General features: G+C 62.9%; 9 protein-coding genes. 3 read left to right on the forward strand and 6 right to left on the reverse strand.

Annotated elements, in window-relative coordinates; all coding sequences use genetic code 11:
• Positions 1-179 precede the first annotated feature (179 nt).
• The gene (locus IDH44_RS20580) at positions 180-1,949 is read left to right on the forward strand and encodes a cache domain-containing sensor histidine kinase (RefSeq protein ID WP_190920700.1); all 1,770 of its coding nucleotides are present in this window, start codon (positions 180-182) and stop codon (positions 1,947-1,949) included.
• A gap of 98 nt (positions 1,950-2,047) precedes the next feature.
• Complete coding sequence (locus IDH44_RS20585; RefSeq protein ID WP_190920701.1) at positions 2,048-3,655, forward strand: response regulator transcription factor; 1,608 nt, start codon at positions 2,048-2,050, stop codon at positions 3,653-3,655.
• Between the two features lie 254 nt (positions 3,656-3,909).
• On the opposite strand, the gene IDH44_RS20590 is transcribed toward IDH44_RS20585, so the two are convergent.
• The 4 genes from IDH44_RS20590 to IDH44_RS20605 all read right to left on the reverse strand — a co-directional run bounded on the left by IDH44_RS20590 (position 3,910) and on the right by IDH44_RS20605 (position 12,357).
• Complete coding sequence (locus tag IDH44_RS20590; protein WP_190920702.1) at positions 3,910-8,922, reverse strand: family 16 glycoside hydrolase; 5,013 nt, start codon at positions 8,920-8,922, stop codon at positions 3,910-3,912.
• A gap of 139 nt (positions 8,923-9,061) precedes the next feature.
• Positions 9,062-10,582, reverse strand: a complete 1,521-nt coding sequence (locus IDH44_RS20595) for an extracellular solute-binding protein (protein ID WP_190920703.1) — start codon at positions 10,580-10,582, stop codon at positions 9,062-9,064.
• 51 nt (positions 10,583-10,633) lie between these two features.
• A complete protein-coding gene (locus IDH44_RS20600; RefSeq protein WP_190920704.1) occupies positions 10,634-11,503 on the reverse strand; it encodes a carbohydrate ABC transporter permease in 870 nt (289 codons plus the stop codon).
• Entirely contained in the window at positions 11,497-12,357 is an 861-nt protein-coding gene (locus IDH44_RS20605) for an ABC transporter permease (RefSeq protein WP_223869888.1), read from the reverse strand. The genes IDH44_RS20600 and IDH44_RS20605 overlap by 7 nt, the downstream gene beginning before the upstream one ends.
• A gap of 294 nt (positions 12,358-12,651) precedes the next feature.
• Between IDH44_RS20605 and IDH44_RS20610 the strand changes: the two genes are divergently transcribed.
• Entirely contained in the window at positions 12,652-12,951 is a 300-nt protein-coding gene (locus IDH44_RS20610; protein ID WP_190920705.1) for a hypothetical protein, read from the forward strand.
• A gap of 193 nt (positions 12,952-13,144) precedes the next feature.
• On the opposite strand, the gene IDH44_RS20615 is transcribed toward IDH44_RS20610, so the two are convergent.
• Both IDH44_RS20615 and IDH44_RS20620 read right to left on the reverse strand, forming a co-directional pair.
• Positions 13,145-14,278 carry an alanine racemase gene (locus IDH44_RS20615; RefSeq protein WP_190920706.1) on the reverse strand — a complete coding sequence of 378 codons (1,134 nt, stop codon included), beginning with the start codon at positions 14,276-14,278 and terminating at the stop codon, positions 13,145-13,147.
• Complete coding sequence (locus IDH44_RS20620; protein ID WP_190920707.1) at positions 14,278-15,645, reverse strand: alpha-L-fucosidase; 1,368 nt, start codon at positions 15,643-15,645, stop codon at positions 14,278-14,280. The genes IDH44_RS20615 and IDH44_RS20620 overlap by 1 nt, the downstream gene beginning before the upstream one ends.
• Between the last annotated feature and the right edge of the window lie 3 nt (positions 15,646-15,648).

Consider the following 15,648-nt stretch of genomic DNA (forward strand, 5'->3'; position numbering starts at 1 on the left):
CTCATTATAGGAAGTCCGCCGGGCGCTTCCTATCCGCAATCCGCTGAAATGCTTCAACAAACCGCCGCCTTTTCTTACGTTATCGCACGAAATGTTGCATTATCCCGCTGCTTCGCGCCCGGCGCTCGCAAAATCCTTTATAATATAAGAAAACGTTCTTCCCGCAAGGAGACGCACCGATGAATCTGCATGCGCTGACAAGGCTACACAAAAAAATGAGACTCGCGCCCAAAGTGTTCCTGGTCACCTTCGTACTGCTGGAGACGCTGGTGCTGCTGCTCGGGTACTCGTATCAAACGCATTCGGCGCGCACCCTGCTCACCACGCAAAAGGAATACGCCAAGCAAATGGTGCACCAGTCCGACGAGTACTTGCGCCTGAATCTGCAATACATCAGCAGCTTCATGACCTCTATCGTGCACGATAGCCGATTCACGGCCGGCGACGATACCGAGATTCGGCGCTGGTTCAACGATAACCTGATCTACTTCATCCCGAATGTGACCAACATTCACGTCCTGGAGCACAACGCCAGCCTGCTGAGCACGTCGCCTTACAACTGGACACTGGCCGACAACGCCTATCTGCAGGAGCGGCTGCATGAGTTGACGCCCTCTCGCAGGGTGCAATGGATCGGACCGTACGCCTCGCTCGTCTCCGGTCAGACCGTCAGCGCGGCGCTGCCGATCCCGGACGCAGGCGGCGAGGAGAAGCTGCTGCTGATCGATCTGGACCTGGGGGAGCTGTATGAGCGGCTGCTGCCCGATGACGCCTCGATGGCACGCGGCGAGCTGCTGCTGATGGACAATGCCTTCACGCCGATCTACGGGCGCAAGCCGTACGTCCACTATGACGTGTTCGACAAGCGATTCGAGCTGCAGTCCATCTCCCCGGACGTCTTCACGCAGCTCTGGAACGATCAGGAGACGGTCAATGGCGACGGCCGGGACATCTTCCTGACCCGCAGCCACGGCAACCCGCTCGGCTGGCAGCTCGTGTGGGTGATGGACCGCACCGAGCTGCTGCGCCCACTGGAGCAGTCCACGCGCTTCGCGGTCATTCTCGCCTCAGCCTCCGTGCTGCTGTCGTTGCTCATCGCCTACTTGATCTCGGCCTTCATCTCCCGTCCGATTCGCTTGATTGCCTCATCGGTGCAACGTGTCGGCAGCGGCGACTTCGACATCGCCGTCGAGCTCAATCGTCAGGACGAGCTCGGACAGCTCGCCCGCTACTTCAATCTCATGACCCGGCGCATACGGGAGCTGATCGGCGAGCTGAAGCGGACCGAGGCGCGCAAGCAGCAGTCCGCCTTCCGCGCGCTCCAGGCGCAGATCAATCCGCACTTCCTGTACAACACGCTGAATACGATCAGCATGGCTGCCCGGGAGGGAGAGACGCGCAAGATCGACGAGTTGATCGCTTCGCTCACGAATCAGTTGCAGTACAGTCTCGACGCCTCCCCGCAGCCGGTCGCGTTGCGCGAGGAGCTGCTTCACCTGGAGAATTATGCCGTGCTGATGATGAATCGCTACCCGGACAGCTTCACGCTCGATCTGGATATCGATCCGCTGACGCTGTCGTGCACCGTGCCGAAGTTCATCCTGCAGCCGCTCGCGGAGAACGCGATCTTCCACGGGCTCGTGCCCAAAAAAACATCCGGCACCTTGTTCATCTGCACGTATGTGGAAGAGACGCGCTGGCGCCTGATCGTCGAGGACGACGGCGTCGGCATGACGCCCGCCAAGCTGGAGGAGCTGCGCCGCAGCCTCGCCGAGGCGGAGCAGGGCTCCCCGCTGACCGGCGGTCACATCGGACTGCGCAATGTCCATCAGCGACTGTCGATGCGCTTTGGCGAGCAGTACGCGATGGAGATCGAGAGCCGCGAAGGCGAAGGCACGCGCCTTGCCCTGACGCTGCCGCTGCCGCATGATCATCTGCCCGCGCCATGAAGCGGTCGGCCCGTCGACGCCGGGCCGATGCCGTTCCGACGGTGTGCCGACGATGGGCCGACGCCATACATTGCCAACCCGAGAAAGGAGCGCCCGAAATGAATCGACACGTGATGCTGGTGGACGACGAACCGCTCGCGCGCAAGCATATCCGCAGCAGCTTCCCCTGGGATGAGTGGGGCTACGAGATCGTGTGCGAAGCCGACAACGGCGCCGAAGCGCTGGAGCAATGCCGCCGCCATGCGCCGGATATCGCCCTGGTGGATATCACGATGCCCGTGATGGACGGACTGACGCTGCTGGAGCGCATGGCCCGGGAGCATCCGCGCATCCGCTGCATCGTGCTGACTGCACATCGCGACTTCGCCTATATTCAGAAGGCGCTACAGCTCGGGGCGGTCGGCTATATCCTCAAGTCGCCGATCCATCCCGAAGAGACCAGACAAGCGCTCGACCGCGCCAGCGCGGCCCTGCAGCAGGATACCGTCTACACAGAGGCCGCCAGGGAACGGCGGCTCCTGCTGCAGACGAATCGCTATCCGCTGCGCCGCAGCATGCTGGAGCAGATGCTCTCCGGCGTGCTGGAGCGGCGCGAGCATGTGCTGGAGCGCGGCGCCGCGATCGGCGTAGCGCTGGAGGCCGACGCGTACATCGTGGTGGCCGCGGCGATCGACCAGCCGGAAGAAGTGCTCGGCCGCTACCCCGAGAAGGACCATCCACTAATCGAATTCAGCTTGCTGGAGATCGTCCGCGAATCGCTCGCCGCCGTCATGCCCGGCCGCTTCGAGCTATTCCCGGCGGCGATCGGCCGACTGGCCATCGTGCTCAAGCAGAGCGCCGCGCCCGGCAGCGATGCACTGGAGGATCTGCCTGCGCTGGCGGAAGCGGCCCTGCAGCAACCGCTCGCTGACTATATGAAGCTACAGCTCTGCCTCGCCGCCTCGCCCTGCATGCGCCCGGAGCAGCTCGGAGCGGCTTACCGACGCAGCGCCGCGCTGCTCGTCCACCGCTTCTATCAGAGCCGGCCGCATCTGATCCTGGAGCAGAGCGCCGCTCCGTTCCAGGACGTATCCGATGAGCTGCTCAGCGGCTTGGCCGCCAAGCTACAGGACAGCGTCGCTGTCTATACGGCGGACCGCTATGCGGACTGGACCGCGCAGACCCGCAACTACCTGCTGCTCGTCCGTCCTCAGCCTGAGAAGGTACGCCGCTGGTTCGGGGGGCTGCGGCGCTGCTATCCGCCCGAGGAGGAGCTGCACCTGCCGCCGTGGCCGGACTTCGAGAGCTGCGCCGACCTGTACGCCTGCTTCGAGACGCTCGCCCGGTGGACCGAGGCCTGGCAAGAGGCACGCAGCAGCATGATCGCGATTCGTCCCGAGATCGCCCGCGCCGTCGCGTTCATCCGGGCGAATCTGAGCCGCGAGCTGACGCTGGACACGATCGCCGGCGAGGTCGGACTCAGCGCCTCACATCTGAGCCATCTGTTCAAGCGGGAGATCGGCAGTCCGGTCATCGACTACGTGCTGGAGCAGCGCATTGAGCAGGCCAAGGTGTATATCGCCGAGGGCAAGTATCGGAATTACGAGCTGGCGGAGAAGGTCGGCTTCCGCTACTACTCCCACTTCTCCACCATGTTCAAAAAAATGGTCGGCTGCTCGCCCAGCGACTACAAAAAAACTGCGCTCACCAAAATCACGAAATCGTAGGCGGCCATTGAGTAGTCGGATCGCCTGAGCAGCCGGATAGGCGAAACACGTCATTAATAGTCGGATGTAAAGAGCCGGACCCGGGATACGTCTCCCAGGTCCGGCCCACTTCCTGCTACATCTTGCTACTGCGACTCATACTTTCACCATTCTCGCGATGTGACGCACGCTATCGCCGCTTTTGCTACAATTCCATTCATTCTCACTGGTGTCCAACAGGCCTGCTTGCTTTGTGCTCTCGCCTTGTTCCCGCCTTATTCCCCCGGCGAGGCCTCCGTCACCGTGACGCTCACCTCGACGGGATGCACCGGCTCCTCCGGCAGCGTCGAGATTGGCACCGCCCGAATCTTCGCTTCCCCTGCCGCATGGCCGGTCACCAGCCCGGCCGCATCGACGGTCGCGATCTCGGGCGCGTCCGAGTACCAGCGCACCCCCGGATACGCCGAGTCGTCATCCGCGAGCAGGGCTTCGAGCTGCAGCGTCCCGTCGATCTCCAGCTCACGCAGCTCCGGCAGCACCGCCAGCTTGCGCGGCGTCAGGATCGCCGTCGCCTTGACGTTGTCCGCCGCCAACGGCTCGTCCAGCGCCACGATCGCGATACCGCCCGCTGTCAGCGGCTCGCTGTCGCTCACGGCAATCCGTTGCACGCCGTTCACATAGCCGCGGATGCGCTCGCCCTCGACCTCCAGCTTGAGCCGGTACCACTGTCCGGCCACGACCGACATCGACGCTTCCCCGAGCGCGGTCATCTGGCCGTCTTGCTTCTTGAATAGCTGAACCGTCGACGTATCGGAGAACAGCCGCAGCAAGTAGTAATTGTCCACATCGGCATAACGCGCCGCCAGGCCGGACTGAATGATCGTCGACGCGTTGAGGTAACGGATATCCGCTTCCACAGCATAATCCGTCCAGCTCGCGCTGCCCGCCGAAGCGATCCCCTCTCCGGACGGCGAAGTGTGCCGCAGCGCCTGCGATTGATCCTCGGCGCCGACCGTCCACGTGCCGCCGCCGCTGTACGTCCATCCTGCCGCCTGCCCGTCCTCAAAGTCCTCATCGTAGAGCGGCATGCGCCGCGGTGTATCGTACAGCCACACCTGGTAATCGTCAAAGGAGACCTCTTGATTCCAGACGCGCGCCCCGATGCCGCCGTAGGACAGCGAATCATCCTCCATCTCCAGCACGAGCTCGCCGTCGACATAGCCGCGCAACTGATTGCCCTGCACGTCCAGCTTCAACGTATACCACTGCTCCAGCTCCAGTGCGAGCGAATCAGAGCCCTTGAGCGTCGTCCAGACGCCGTCCTGTTTCTTAAGCAATTGCGCCTTGCCCAGGCTCCAGTGCAGACGCAGCAAGTACAAATTGTCCGCATCCGACGCCCGGGCTGTAATGCCTGATGCATAGCCGGACGTACCGTTGGCATGCGCCTTCACCTTCGCTGCGACCGCATAGTCGCTCCATGTGACATCGCCGCCGAGCAGCATACCTTCCTCCTGGCCCTGCGTGGTCGCGTCAATCCGGTACACGCCGTTGTTCGTCCCTTCCGTGACCGCCGTCCATGTGCCGGCCGGTGCGCTCCAGTCCTGAGGCGCACCGGACTCGAAGTCCTCCGTGTACGCCAGGACCGGCGGTCCGGACGGCTCCTCGCCCGGGTCCGGCTCCAGCGGCTCGGGTTGTGGGCAGGCCTCGATCGTCGTATCAGTCACACTGCCCGTATCCGCCGCCTCCGAGAGCCACAGCCTCTGCTCCTCGGAGGAACGCTCCTCGGAGTCGACCATGTAATAGACGATCTCCTCCGCCCCGCTGCCGAGCGGCACGGTGAATTCGAACGGGTAACGATCGCGTGTCATTGTCTGCCACGCGCCGCCATCAATCGCGTAATGCAACGTCATGCTGCGCGCCGCATCCTGACCGGTGCTCGCATACAAGTACGCGCTGCTCAGCTCCGGCCCGGCGGACAGCACCATCCCGCTCATGCTGCCGAACGGCGTGCACGCCTGCGCCATGCTCGTGCGCCGGAGTTGTCCGTCGCCGCTCGATTGCAGCTCCTGCTGCAGCTCCGTCTGCGCCGTGACGCCATCGATCGCCAGCGCCGTCAGACCGCCCGCCGCGATGGTCACGGTTACCGCCCCGTCCAGCAGTTGCACCGCGCCTTGCTCGATGTCCCCCTGCCACAGCCGAGCCGTGTGGGAAGCGCCGTAGGTGACCAGCTCCTCATTCAGCTGCACCGTCACCGTCTGCGCCGTGTCCGACGGGTTCGTCAAGGCGAGATACAGCTTGCCATTACCGTAGCCCGCGATGTAATTGGCCTGCTTGTTGTCCGTCGTCAGCAGCTCCTTAGGCATCCACAGGTTCACGCCCTGCTCGTCGTAGAATCGGCCCGGGCGATCGCCGTACACCTTGTTCTTGAAGTACGCCCCGGTATCGGAGTAGCGCGACGGGAAGACGATGCCGCGCTCCGAGCGGTCAAATGCGTCCGCGACCATGTATTCAATGATCATCGACGCCATCGGTAGCGGATGGTTCATGTGCGCCGTGTTGCTGTACGTGGCGTACCATTGCAGCGGATAATCCGGATCGCCGAACACCGGCGAGTACTCGCCGCGCAGTGTGTAGCCGGGATAATTACCGTAGCGGCCGATCAGACTCGATGCCGCCAGATCGCGGAGGAAGTCGTCATCGGCGTACGCCGCAGCCAGCGCCAGATATCCGGAATAATACGGCATGAAGATACCGCGGTGACTGTGACTCGTGCCGGCCGCCTCCGAGGTCAGGCCGATCTCCGACAGCGACCAGGCGGGCACCGTCTGTCCGCCGAGCGTCACTTCGCCCTCTGGCACTTGCGGAGCCAGTTGGATGTACTGGGCGAACGGCTTCATGCCGGCGACGAAGGCCGCCTCGTACTTCGCCTCCCCGGTCAGCTCGTACAGCTCCAGGAGCGCATAGTACATCGGTGCCAGATCCGTCCAGAAGGAGCTCTGCGCATCGTAATAATCGGTCGCCGCTTCCTCCAGACGATACGCGATATAATCGTCGGCGACCTTGCGCGCGTCGCTCAGATACTCGCTCTCGCCGGTCAGCCGGTAGGCCGCCATCAGCGGCTGCAGCCAGCGCTTGGCATGATCGAGCGCCTGCTCGCGCGTGTAGCTCGCCTGCGCGTCGATGATCGCCTTCCAGTCCGCCGGCGCCCCCAGATTGGCGGCCTTGAGCCGCATCCCGTCCTCGAACAGCTCGGCGAAGGCCGGCGTACGGCTGCCCGTCATCTCATACAGCGTCACCCAGTCCTCGATATAATTGCGCACCGGTCCGCCCATCGGATACTGCGCATCATATCCGTTCAGCTTCGTATATTGCGTCTTGCGCGAGGCCAGGTATTCAATCGTCGGCAGGGCGCGCTCCTCGTACAGCTCGCGGCTGTCCCGCACCATCGCCAGCGCGAGCGCGTAGACTGCCGATTGCTGACGTCCGTAGCCCGGCTTGTCATTGACGTAATCGTAGGCCTTGTATTCCTCGTCCCAGTACGAATAGTTGTAACCGCTGGTATTGAGAATGAAGTCGACGAGATTGTCCAGCGTCTCGTTCAGCGTCGTCTCGCCGTTCTCGCGGTAGGCGTCGAAGGCGAACAATTCCTTCGCAAGATGCTTGTACGTGCCGTAGCTGTCATCCTCCCGTACGAACAGCCGCAAGGCGAACGTGTACGGCTCTGCACGGTAGGAGCCTTCGCCACCGTACACCGGCGCATATACCGAAGGCGTCATCTGCCCGGCGTCGTCGCGGATCAGGAGACCGAAGCCGGAATTGGCCAGCGTGGCCAGTCGGAACGGCAGCTGCTGCGGATCGGCGGCCACGCCGACGCTCCGTCCCTGCTGGCCGTACATGACGACCGGCAGCGTGCTGCGCGATTCCTCGGTCAAGTACGACTTGTCCGGCACGCGCTGCTCCTGCCAGATCGGCGGCTGATAGATCCAATCGGTCTGCTCCGGGCTCGCCCCCGGGGCGCCCGTGAAGCCGACGCTGTAGTAGCGCGCCGCGCTCGGCGTCAGCGTATACGAGAGCTGCGGCTCGCCGCTGCCCGGCTCCAGCGCGAGCGACGCATGCAGCGTGTAGCCGTCGCCGCGCTCGTACAGCCAGTCGATCGCAGCGCCGTCATAGACGGCATAGGTCGCCGTATGCACCGCGCGCGTGCCGGGCGCGGCGCTGAAGTCGGTGTTGCCATCCCAGGCGAGCACGGTGTAGTTCACATCGCCGTTGCCGCTTCTCCACGGGGCGCCGGTCAGCTTGCCAGTGCCCTTGCGCGGATTGTCGTCGCTGTAGACGACGGTGAAGGTCGGATCGAAGACTGCGCTCGCTCCGCTGGCCTTCTGCTCGATGACGAAGCTGCGGTCCGCCTGTCCCGTCACGATATAGGCATCATTCTCCAGCACGGCCGGTCCGCCCCCGCCCTGCGGCGCCCGGAATACAGTGAGCGCGTAGGTCTGCCGATACGACCGATCCTCGGCGCGCACCTCCACCTCCACGTCCGTGTAGCCGACTTGCAGCGTCACAGCCGGTGCGGGCTCGCCGCTAGCCGTCACCTGCCCGTTCACGCGGATCTCAGCCGCCGCATCCTCGGCGGTCGGGACGAGCACGATCGAGGCGGTGGACGGCAGCGCTTCATACGTATACGCCGTCACCGTAGGGGAGAAGGCCGGGTCCAGTACGCCCCCGCCCTGGATGCTCAGATCGGCCAGCCTGGCGTTCGTATTGCCGTCGGGCGCCCGCACGAACTTCACCGCATCGGCGTGCACATAGCCGCTGGAGCCCGTTTGCTTGGCCAGCCGCACATATTCGCCGGCCGCACCGGTGAAGGTGTATGTACCCAGTTCCTCGAATCCCGAAGCCGCTTGCTGATCCAAGTCGAACGGCTGCGCGTCCGGCGAAGCCGCACCTCCGTGATGCACCTCCAGCTCAGCTGTCGCATTGCCCGACGTGCGCTTCACGAGATACACGTAGACCGTGTATTCCCCCGGCTCGAAGGCATCCGATTCCGCGGGTGTCCAGGTAGCGTAGCTGCCGTAGTAGCCCGTGTAGACTGTGGACGAGCCGTTGTAGCCGCGCACCGAGGTGGCGTCGCTGAATCCCGACTGGTCGAAGCCCGGGTCGCCGTTGTCGATGATGAATTCTCCGCCCGCCGCCGCGGCGGGCGCGGGCGGCACAGTCAGCCCCAGGGTACCGAGCAGCACCAACAAGCTGAGCATAGTCATGACGCTTTTCTTTATTGCTAGTTGCATTATTATTCCTCCTGTTCTTCGAGTGAATGAGAGCCATTTCTTATTGGAAGCGCTGACAATATGAATGAAAAAGAATCGACTGCGCCGCCGTGATGCATTGTGCCGACGCAGTCGTTCTATCCGACTGACGCGTTGCCTTCTATTCCAGAATCCCCAGCTCGGTCAATTGTTGCTCGGCCGCATCCATGTAAGCCTTGTAGCCGAACGTCGTTTCCAGCGTATTGAGGAAGTCGTCGTATTCGTCCAGCGAACGCTTGCCGTAGAGGAATTTATACAGCTCTTCTTCCATGTAACGGCTCGCATCGGCTGCATTGTAGCCTTCCGGATTGTCGACGAACGAATTGTACACCGGCAGCAGCGGCATTTCATTGGCGAACGTGTACGCCGCTTCCTGATTCGGGAATTTAGACTTCAGATACACCATCTCGTCTCGACCCGTGAATTGGAAGAGGTAGGTGAATGCCGCTTCCTGCACCGCCGCCTCGTCCGACACCGGTACGATCTCGCCGTCCTTGATCTCGTAATGCACGTCCTCCAGCCCATACATGACCAGTTGCGAGCCTTCCGGCGAGGATACGTAGTTGAGCAGCTCGATCAGCTTCTCCACCTTGGCCGGGTCCTTCTCCACCGATTTCGGGAACGCCGCCACCGTCGCCGCGCCCAGATCGTCATAGTAGGCGTACTGCCCGCCCGGCCCCTGCGGCAGGTCGAGCTGCACCCACTCTGCATCGGGATTAACCGTCTTGTATTCCTGAATCTTGTCCTCCCGGGCAATGTTCGGCCAGTTGAAGTACAACATTCCGATCTGGCCCTGGAACGCCTTGTCCTTATGCTGCAGCTTCGTGTTGCCGAGCATCTCCGGATCGATCAGATCGGCATCGAACAGCCCTTTGATATACGCCAGCGCATCCTTCATGGCCGGATCGTACAGCGAATTGACGAGCGCGCCGTCCTTGACGTAGAAGTAGCCCGGATACGTCGTGCCGAAGGCGCCGAACAGCGGGCCGAGCGCTTCGTTCGGACGTCCGCTGTAGCCGTACGTGTCCTTCTTGCCGTTGCCGTCGGGATCATCGTTGCGGAAGGCGCCCAGCACCTCCTGGAATTGCTCCAGATCCGTCGGAGCCGCCAGCTCCAGCGCATCCAGCCAGTCCTGCCGCGCCCACAGCGAATATTGATACGCCCGCGCAGTCTGCGGAATGCCGTACTGCTTGCCGGCCGCTTGCCCCTTGACCAGATTGTCCTCGCCGACGAAGTCCACGGTCGGCTGCAGCTGATCCATATACGGGTCGAAGTCGAACAGCACGCCTTGCTTGGCCAGCTTGTTGAACATATTGCGGTCGCTCAGGAAGAAGATGTCGGTGGCCGAGTCGCTGGCCAGGCCGGTATTGATCTTGCTCGTGTAGTCGTCCGGCAGATACGTCTGAATGTCCAGCTTGACGCCCAGACGCTCTTCCAGCTCATCGATCATGAAGTAATTGTCCGGCAGCGGCTCAGCCGCCTGCAGCATGATGCTGATCTCCACCGGCTCCGCTGCATTGCCGCCGCTTGTCTCCGGCGTTCCTTGATTGTTCGAATTCGCGTTGCCGCCGCTGCATGCGCTCAGCGCGCCCGCGAGCATGGCGGAGGCGAGCATTGTGGTCATGATCCCCTTTTTGTTCATGCCATTCCCTCTTTTCTGCATAGCTGCTAGTTATTTATATCAGCCCTTGTATCAGCCCTTGACCGAGCCGAGCATCGCGCCCTTGCGGAAGTATTTCTGAATGAACGGATATACAATGATCATCGGCAGCGTCGAGATGATGACCGCCGCCATCTTGAACGTCTCGCTCGGAATCTTCGCCCCGGCCTCGACGAGATCGAGCGATTCCGCGCCGACCAGGATTTCGCGCAGCACGACCTGCAGCGGATACAAGGAGCGGTCGTTGACGTACATGATTGCCGACAGCAGCGTATTCCAGTGCTGCACGGCGTAGAACAGTCCGACCGTCAGCATGACCGGCACGGACAGCGGCACGACGAGTTGGAACAGGATGCGCCACTCCTTGGCGCCGTCGACACGCGCGCTCTCGAACAGCTCCTCCGGCAGGTTCTCCACGAAGCTCTTCATGATCAGCAGATTGAAGGCGCTAATTGCGGAGGGCACGATGAGCGCCCAGACGCTATTGAGGATGCCGGTCGCCTTGACGATCAGATAGGTCGGGATCATGCCGCCGGAGAACAGCATCGTGAACAGCACCATCATCAGCAGCAGGCTCCGGCCGGGCAGCGTTTTTTTGCTGAGCGGATAAGCCATCAGGAAGCTGAGCAGCAGATTGATCGCCGTGCCGACGACTGTGATGAATACCGTCACAAGGAAGGCGCGCGGGATGTGATCATCCGATAGCACTTGACGATAGCCCTCCAGCGTGACCGAGCGCGGGATGACGATGAAGCCGCCATTCTTCAGCACCTCGGCATAGGGCGTCACCGACATCGACAGCACGAACAAGAGCGGGAACACCGCGGTGATGCCGACAATCGCCAGCAGCACCACCGTGATCGTGTTGAAGACGCGATCCTCGGTTAAGCTCGATTTTACCATATGCCGCCCCCCCATCTGCGCGCCAGGGCATTGGAGCCGAGCACCAGCACGAGTCCGATTGCGGACTTGAACAGGCCGACCGCCGAGCCGAGACTGAAGTTCAGGTCCTGCAGGCCGACGCGATACACCCAGGTATCGATAATATCGGCGACCGGATACACCTGCACGTTGTACATCACATAGATCTGCTCGAAGCCCGCGTCGAGGAAGTGCCCGAGCTGCAGGATCATCAGCAGCACGATGACGTTGCGGATGCCCGGCAGCGTAATGTGCCAGATCATGCGCAGCCGCGAAGCGCCGTCGACCCGCCCCGCTTCATACAACGTCGGATCGATCCCGGCGATGGCCGCCAAGTAGATGATCGAGCCCCAGCCGATGTCCTTCCAGATGTCGGAGCCGACGAGGATGCTGCGGAACCAGTCCGTCGAGGTCAGGAACGGCACCGGATCGCCGCCGAACTCGCCGATGTAGCGGTTCACCAGCCCGCTCGACTGCGAGAGGAAGGCGGTCAGGATGCCGAAGATGACGACCCAGGACAGGAAGTGCGGCATGTAGCTGAGCGTCTGGATGAAGCGGGCATACCGCGAGTAGCGGCATTCGCTGATCAGCAACGCGAACACGATCGGCGGCGCCATCCCGAACAATAGCTTGTAGAAGCTGATCAGGAACGTGTTGGCCAGCAATTGGCCGAAATACGGCGATTCTACAAATTGCTTGAAATACTTGTACCACGGATCGGCCCAACCGCTGGCGAATACGCCGTCGACGAGATTGTACTCTTTGAACGCGATGATGACGCCGTACATCGGAAAATACTTGTACACGACGAACCACAGCACGCCGGGCAGCAGCATCAGATAAAAGACGCGATGCCTCCATATTGCACCCGGCAGCCTGCGCCGCGGTGCGGCGCGGGCAGATGTGACCCCGCGGGCGTCGCTTGTTGCGGGCATGCTCATGTTGAGTGACTTCCTTTCGCGGCTTGATGCTATTAGTATGCCAGCCCGGCGCGCCCGCTTGAATCCGGTTTCGCACGAAATGTTCTAGTATCTTGCGGAGCAGCCGGGCCGCGGCTGTTCGCTGGCGTAATTCACGGCTACCGCTCCCATGCGAGGGATGTTGAGGCGTGGCGGTTCAAGGATTTGTGCTTGAAGCAGGCCTTGCTGGGACTCGACGACTGGTTGTTTTTCCCGCTGGCGTATTTGTCGATTGAAGAAGAGCCCGCGCTATGCAGACAGTTGGTGCTTGCTTTTGTGGGGAAGTTCGCGGCTTTTACGAACGAGGTGCAGCAAGATTGGATGTCTTCCGAGACGCTTCGGTATGCTCGCCGGTTGCTACGGCCGTTCAGCGCGAACGAGCTGGCTACACATCTGCAACGCTCCGAACGGCAAGCGCGGCGGACGCTGCAGCAGTTGGTCGAGCGACGCTTAGCGCAGTATTTCGTGTGAAAAGTTGGCCGATTAGCCTTCTAAGAGGCTGTGGCGTCCGTTAGAGCCGGCAAATCGGCCAAGAGGACCTCTAAGCGTCGCTCATGTCCATTAGACACCAGTCGCGACAAATTGCGCGGGGTCGTGACTGGGTCGAGGTGGTTCGCGACAGTTAACGTGGGGCCGGCCTGCTGACCGGCGCCGGCGCAGCTGCTCAGTAGCTGCACCCGCGCGCGTCGATCTCGATCCACTCGCATAGCCGGCCCTCGCGCACGCCGGCAACCCGGGGATGCAGGTTCGGGATGACGCAGGCATGATTCGGAATCAGCTCGACACGCTCGCCGATCGCCAGCGGCGGACCTGCGGGATCGTACTGCAAAAAGCCATGCTCCTCATTGAGCATGACAACCCGCACATCCGGGCGGCCGACGACGAGGCCGAAGCCGTCCCGGTGGTGGGCCTTGTCGCTCGTCAGCGTCTTGGTGCCGGCGTCGATCGTCGCCCGGCCGGGCGCAGGAGTGCTGACGACAGTCGCGATGACCCGCAGCGCGCAATCCGCTTCGGTCGCGAGCCCGAGGCCGATGCCCGAGGCGTCAAAGAATACGTAGTTGCCCGCCCGCGCCTCCGTGACGCCCGTCATCTGGCCGCTCATCATCGCCGCCGGCGAGGTGCCGCCGCTGAGGATCGGCACCGCCAGCCCGGCGCGGCGGCACTGCTGCGCCGCCTCCTCCAGGATGCGGGCTTCGGCGCGCGCGGCCGTGGCCAGCTCGGCCTCGCCCCGGCGGCCGTAGATCGTGCCGAAGTAGCCCATCAGTCCCGCCACCTCGATGCCGTCCAGCGCCTGCACCGCCAGCGCGAACGCCACCGCGTCCGAGCCCGGCTGACGACCGCCGCGCTGCAGCCCGCCGTCGAGCTCGATCAGCACCCGCACCGGATGGCCCGTGCGCATGCCGACCGCCGCCAGTCCCCGCGCCCCTGCCAAGCTGTCGACCGTCGTCAGCAGCTCGAGATCGGGGCGGACATGCAGCCGCTCGAAGCGCGACAGCTTGTCCGCGCCGATAATGGGATACGCCAGCAGGATCGAGGCGACGCCCGCATCGGCGAACACCTCGGCTTCCGCCAGCTTCGCCGTCGTGATGCCGATCGCACCCGCCGCGAGCTGGCGTCGTGCGATAGCGACCGATCGATGCGACTTGATATGCGGGCGATGGCCGATACCGGCGGCATGCAGACGCTGCGCCATCGCCGATATATTACGCTCGAGGATATCCAGCTCGATGATCGGCGCTGGTGTCGTCAGCTCCGCATACCGGATCGACGACGACACGGCCAGCCCCTCGCCGCTCATCAGCGCTCCTCGCCGTCCGCGTAGACCGAGCTACCGCGCTGCTTCCGCGCCCAGTCGGCGACACGCTGCGGATCGCCCTCCCACAGGCGCTCGCTTCCCCATTGATTGGTCGTCGGCGCACCCTCGCATGTGATCCGGATGACCGGGAATAGCCGGGTCGGCGCTTCCTGCGGCAACCCGTCAATGAGTAGCTCTTCACCCTGCTGCGTGAAGTCCAGTCGTTGACCGGTCGTGAGCAGCGTTACTTCCTTTACTTCCGACGCCAGATCCGTCAGACGCAGCTGCGGCCGACCGTCCCAGAAGCGGATGATCAGGTACAAATGGTCACCCTTCGTCGTCTGACGGCCGCGCGTGATGAACTCGGTCAGCGCGCCGCCGTCGGTGCCGTAGATCGCCTCGCCGTGCACCTCGAGCCATCGTCCGATCTCGAGCGCGCGCTCCACGAATTCGGGCGGCAGTTGACCATCCGCCATCGGGCCGACGTTGAGCAGCAGATTACCTCCGTGCGCGCCGCCCTTCTCCGTGCATTCGACCAGGATATCCAGGAGATGGTCGGCGGAACGCCAGCGCTCGCCGCTGACATGACTCCACAGCCGCCACGTCGTCGTCTGACACGATTCCCAGAGCCGCTTGCGATCGGCTTCGATCGTATGCTCCGGCGTGCCGAAGTCGCCCAGCGTATCGGAGTCGCCGGCGCCGATGCCGCCGTCGGCGCGATAGCCGTCGACCTGCTCGGAATAGCCGAGCCGGTTGTTGATGAGAATATTCGGCTGCAGGCGCCGCATCTCCTCCACCAGCTCGATGCTGCCCAGATCGTCCGCGTTGCGCGGCCAGACGCCATCGAAGAAGAAGTGATCGATCTGACCGTAGTTGGTCAGCAGCTCCTTGACCTGGTTATGCAGATAAGCTTTCGTCCTCGCCCAGCCCTCCGGGTCCTTCTCCGGACCCTCGTAGTAGGCCGGCAGCCGCCAGTCGATCCACGAATAATACAGCCCGACGCGCAGCCCCGCCTTGCGGAAGGCCTCGACGTATTCGCGCACGAAGTCGCGGCCCGCCGCCTGCTTGGCGCTGGAGTAATCGGTGTACGCGCTGTCCCACATGCAGAAGCCATCGTGATGGCGCGTCGTGAAGCAGGCGTACTTGAAGCCGGCCTTCTTGGCCGTAGCCGCCCATAGCTCGGGGTCGAAATGCTCCGGGTTCCAGGCGCAGGCCTGGGCGGCGTAGTCCGCCTGATTCAGATGCTCGCGGAACAGCACCTGCTCGCCGCGCGCGTACCGGGCATACGGCCCCCAGTGGATGAACATGCCGTAGCGCGCCTCGGTGAACCACTTCCACTTGTCCGGTACTGCAAATGCGGGTTGCGTCATTTT

The sequence above is a fragment of the Paenibacillus sabuli genome (assembly GCF_014705605.1).
Lineage (GTDB): Bacteria > Bacillota > Bacilli > Paenibacillales > Paenibacillaceae > Paenibacillus_D > Paenibacillus_D sabuli.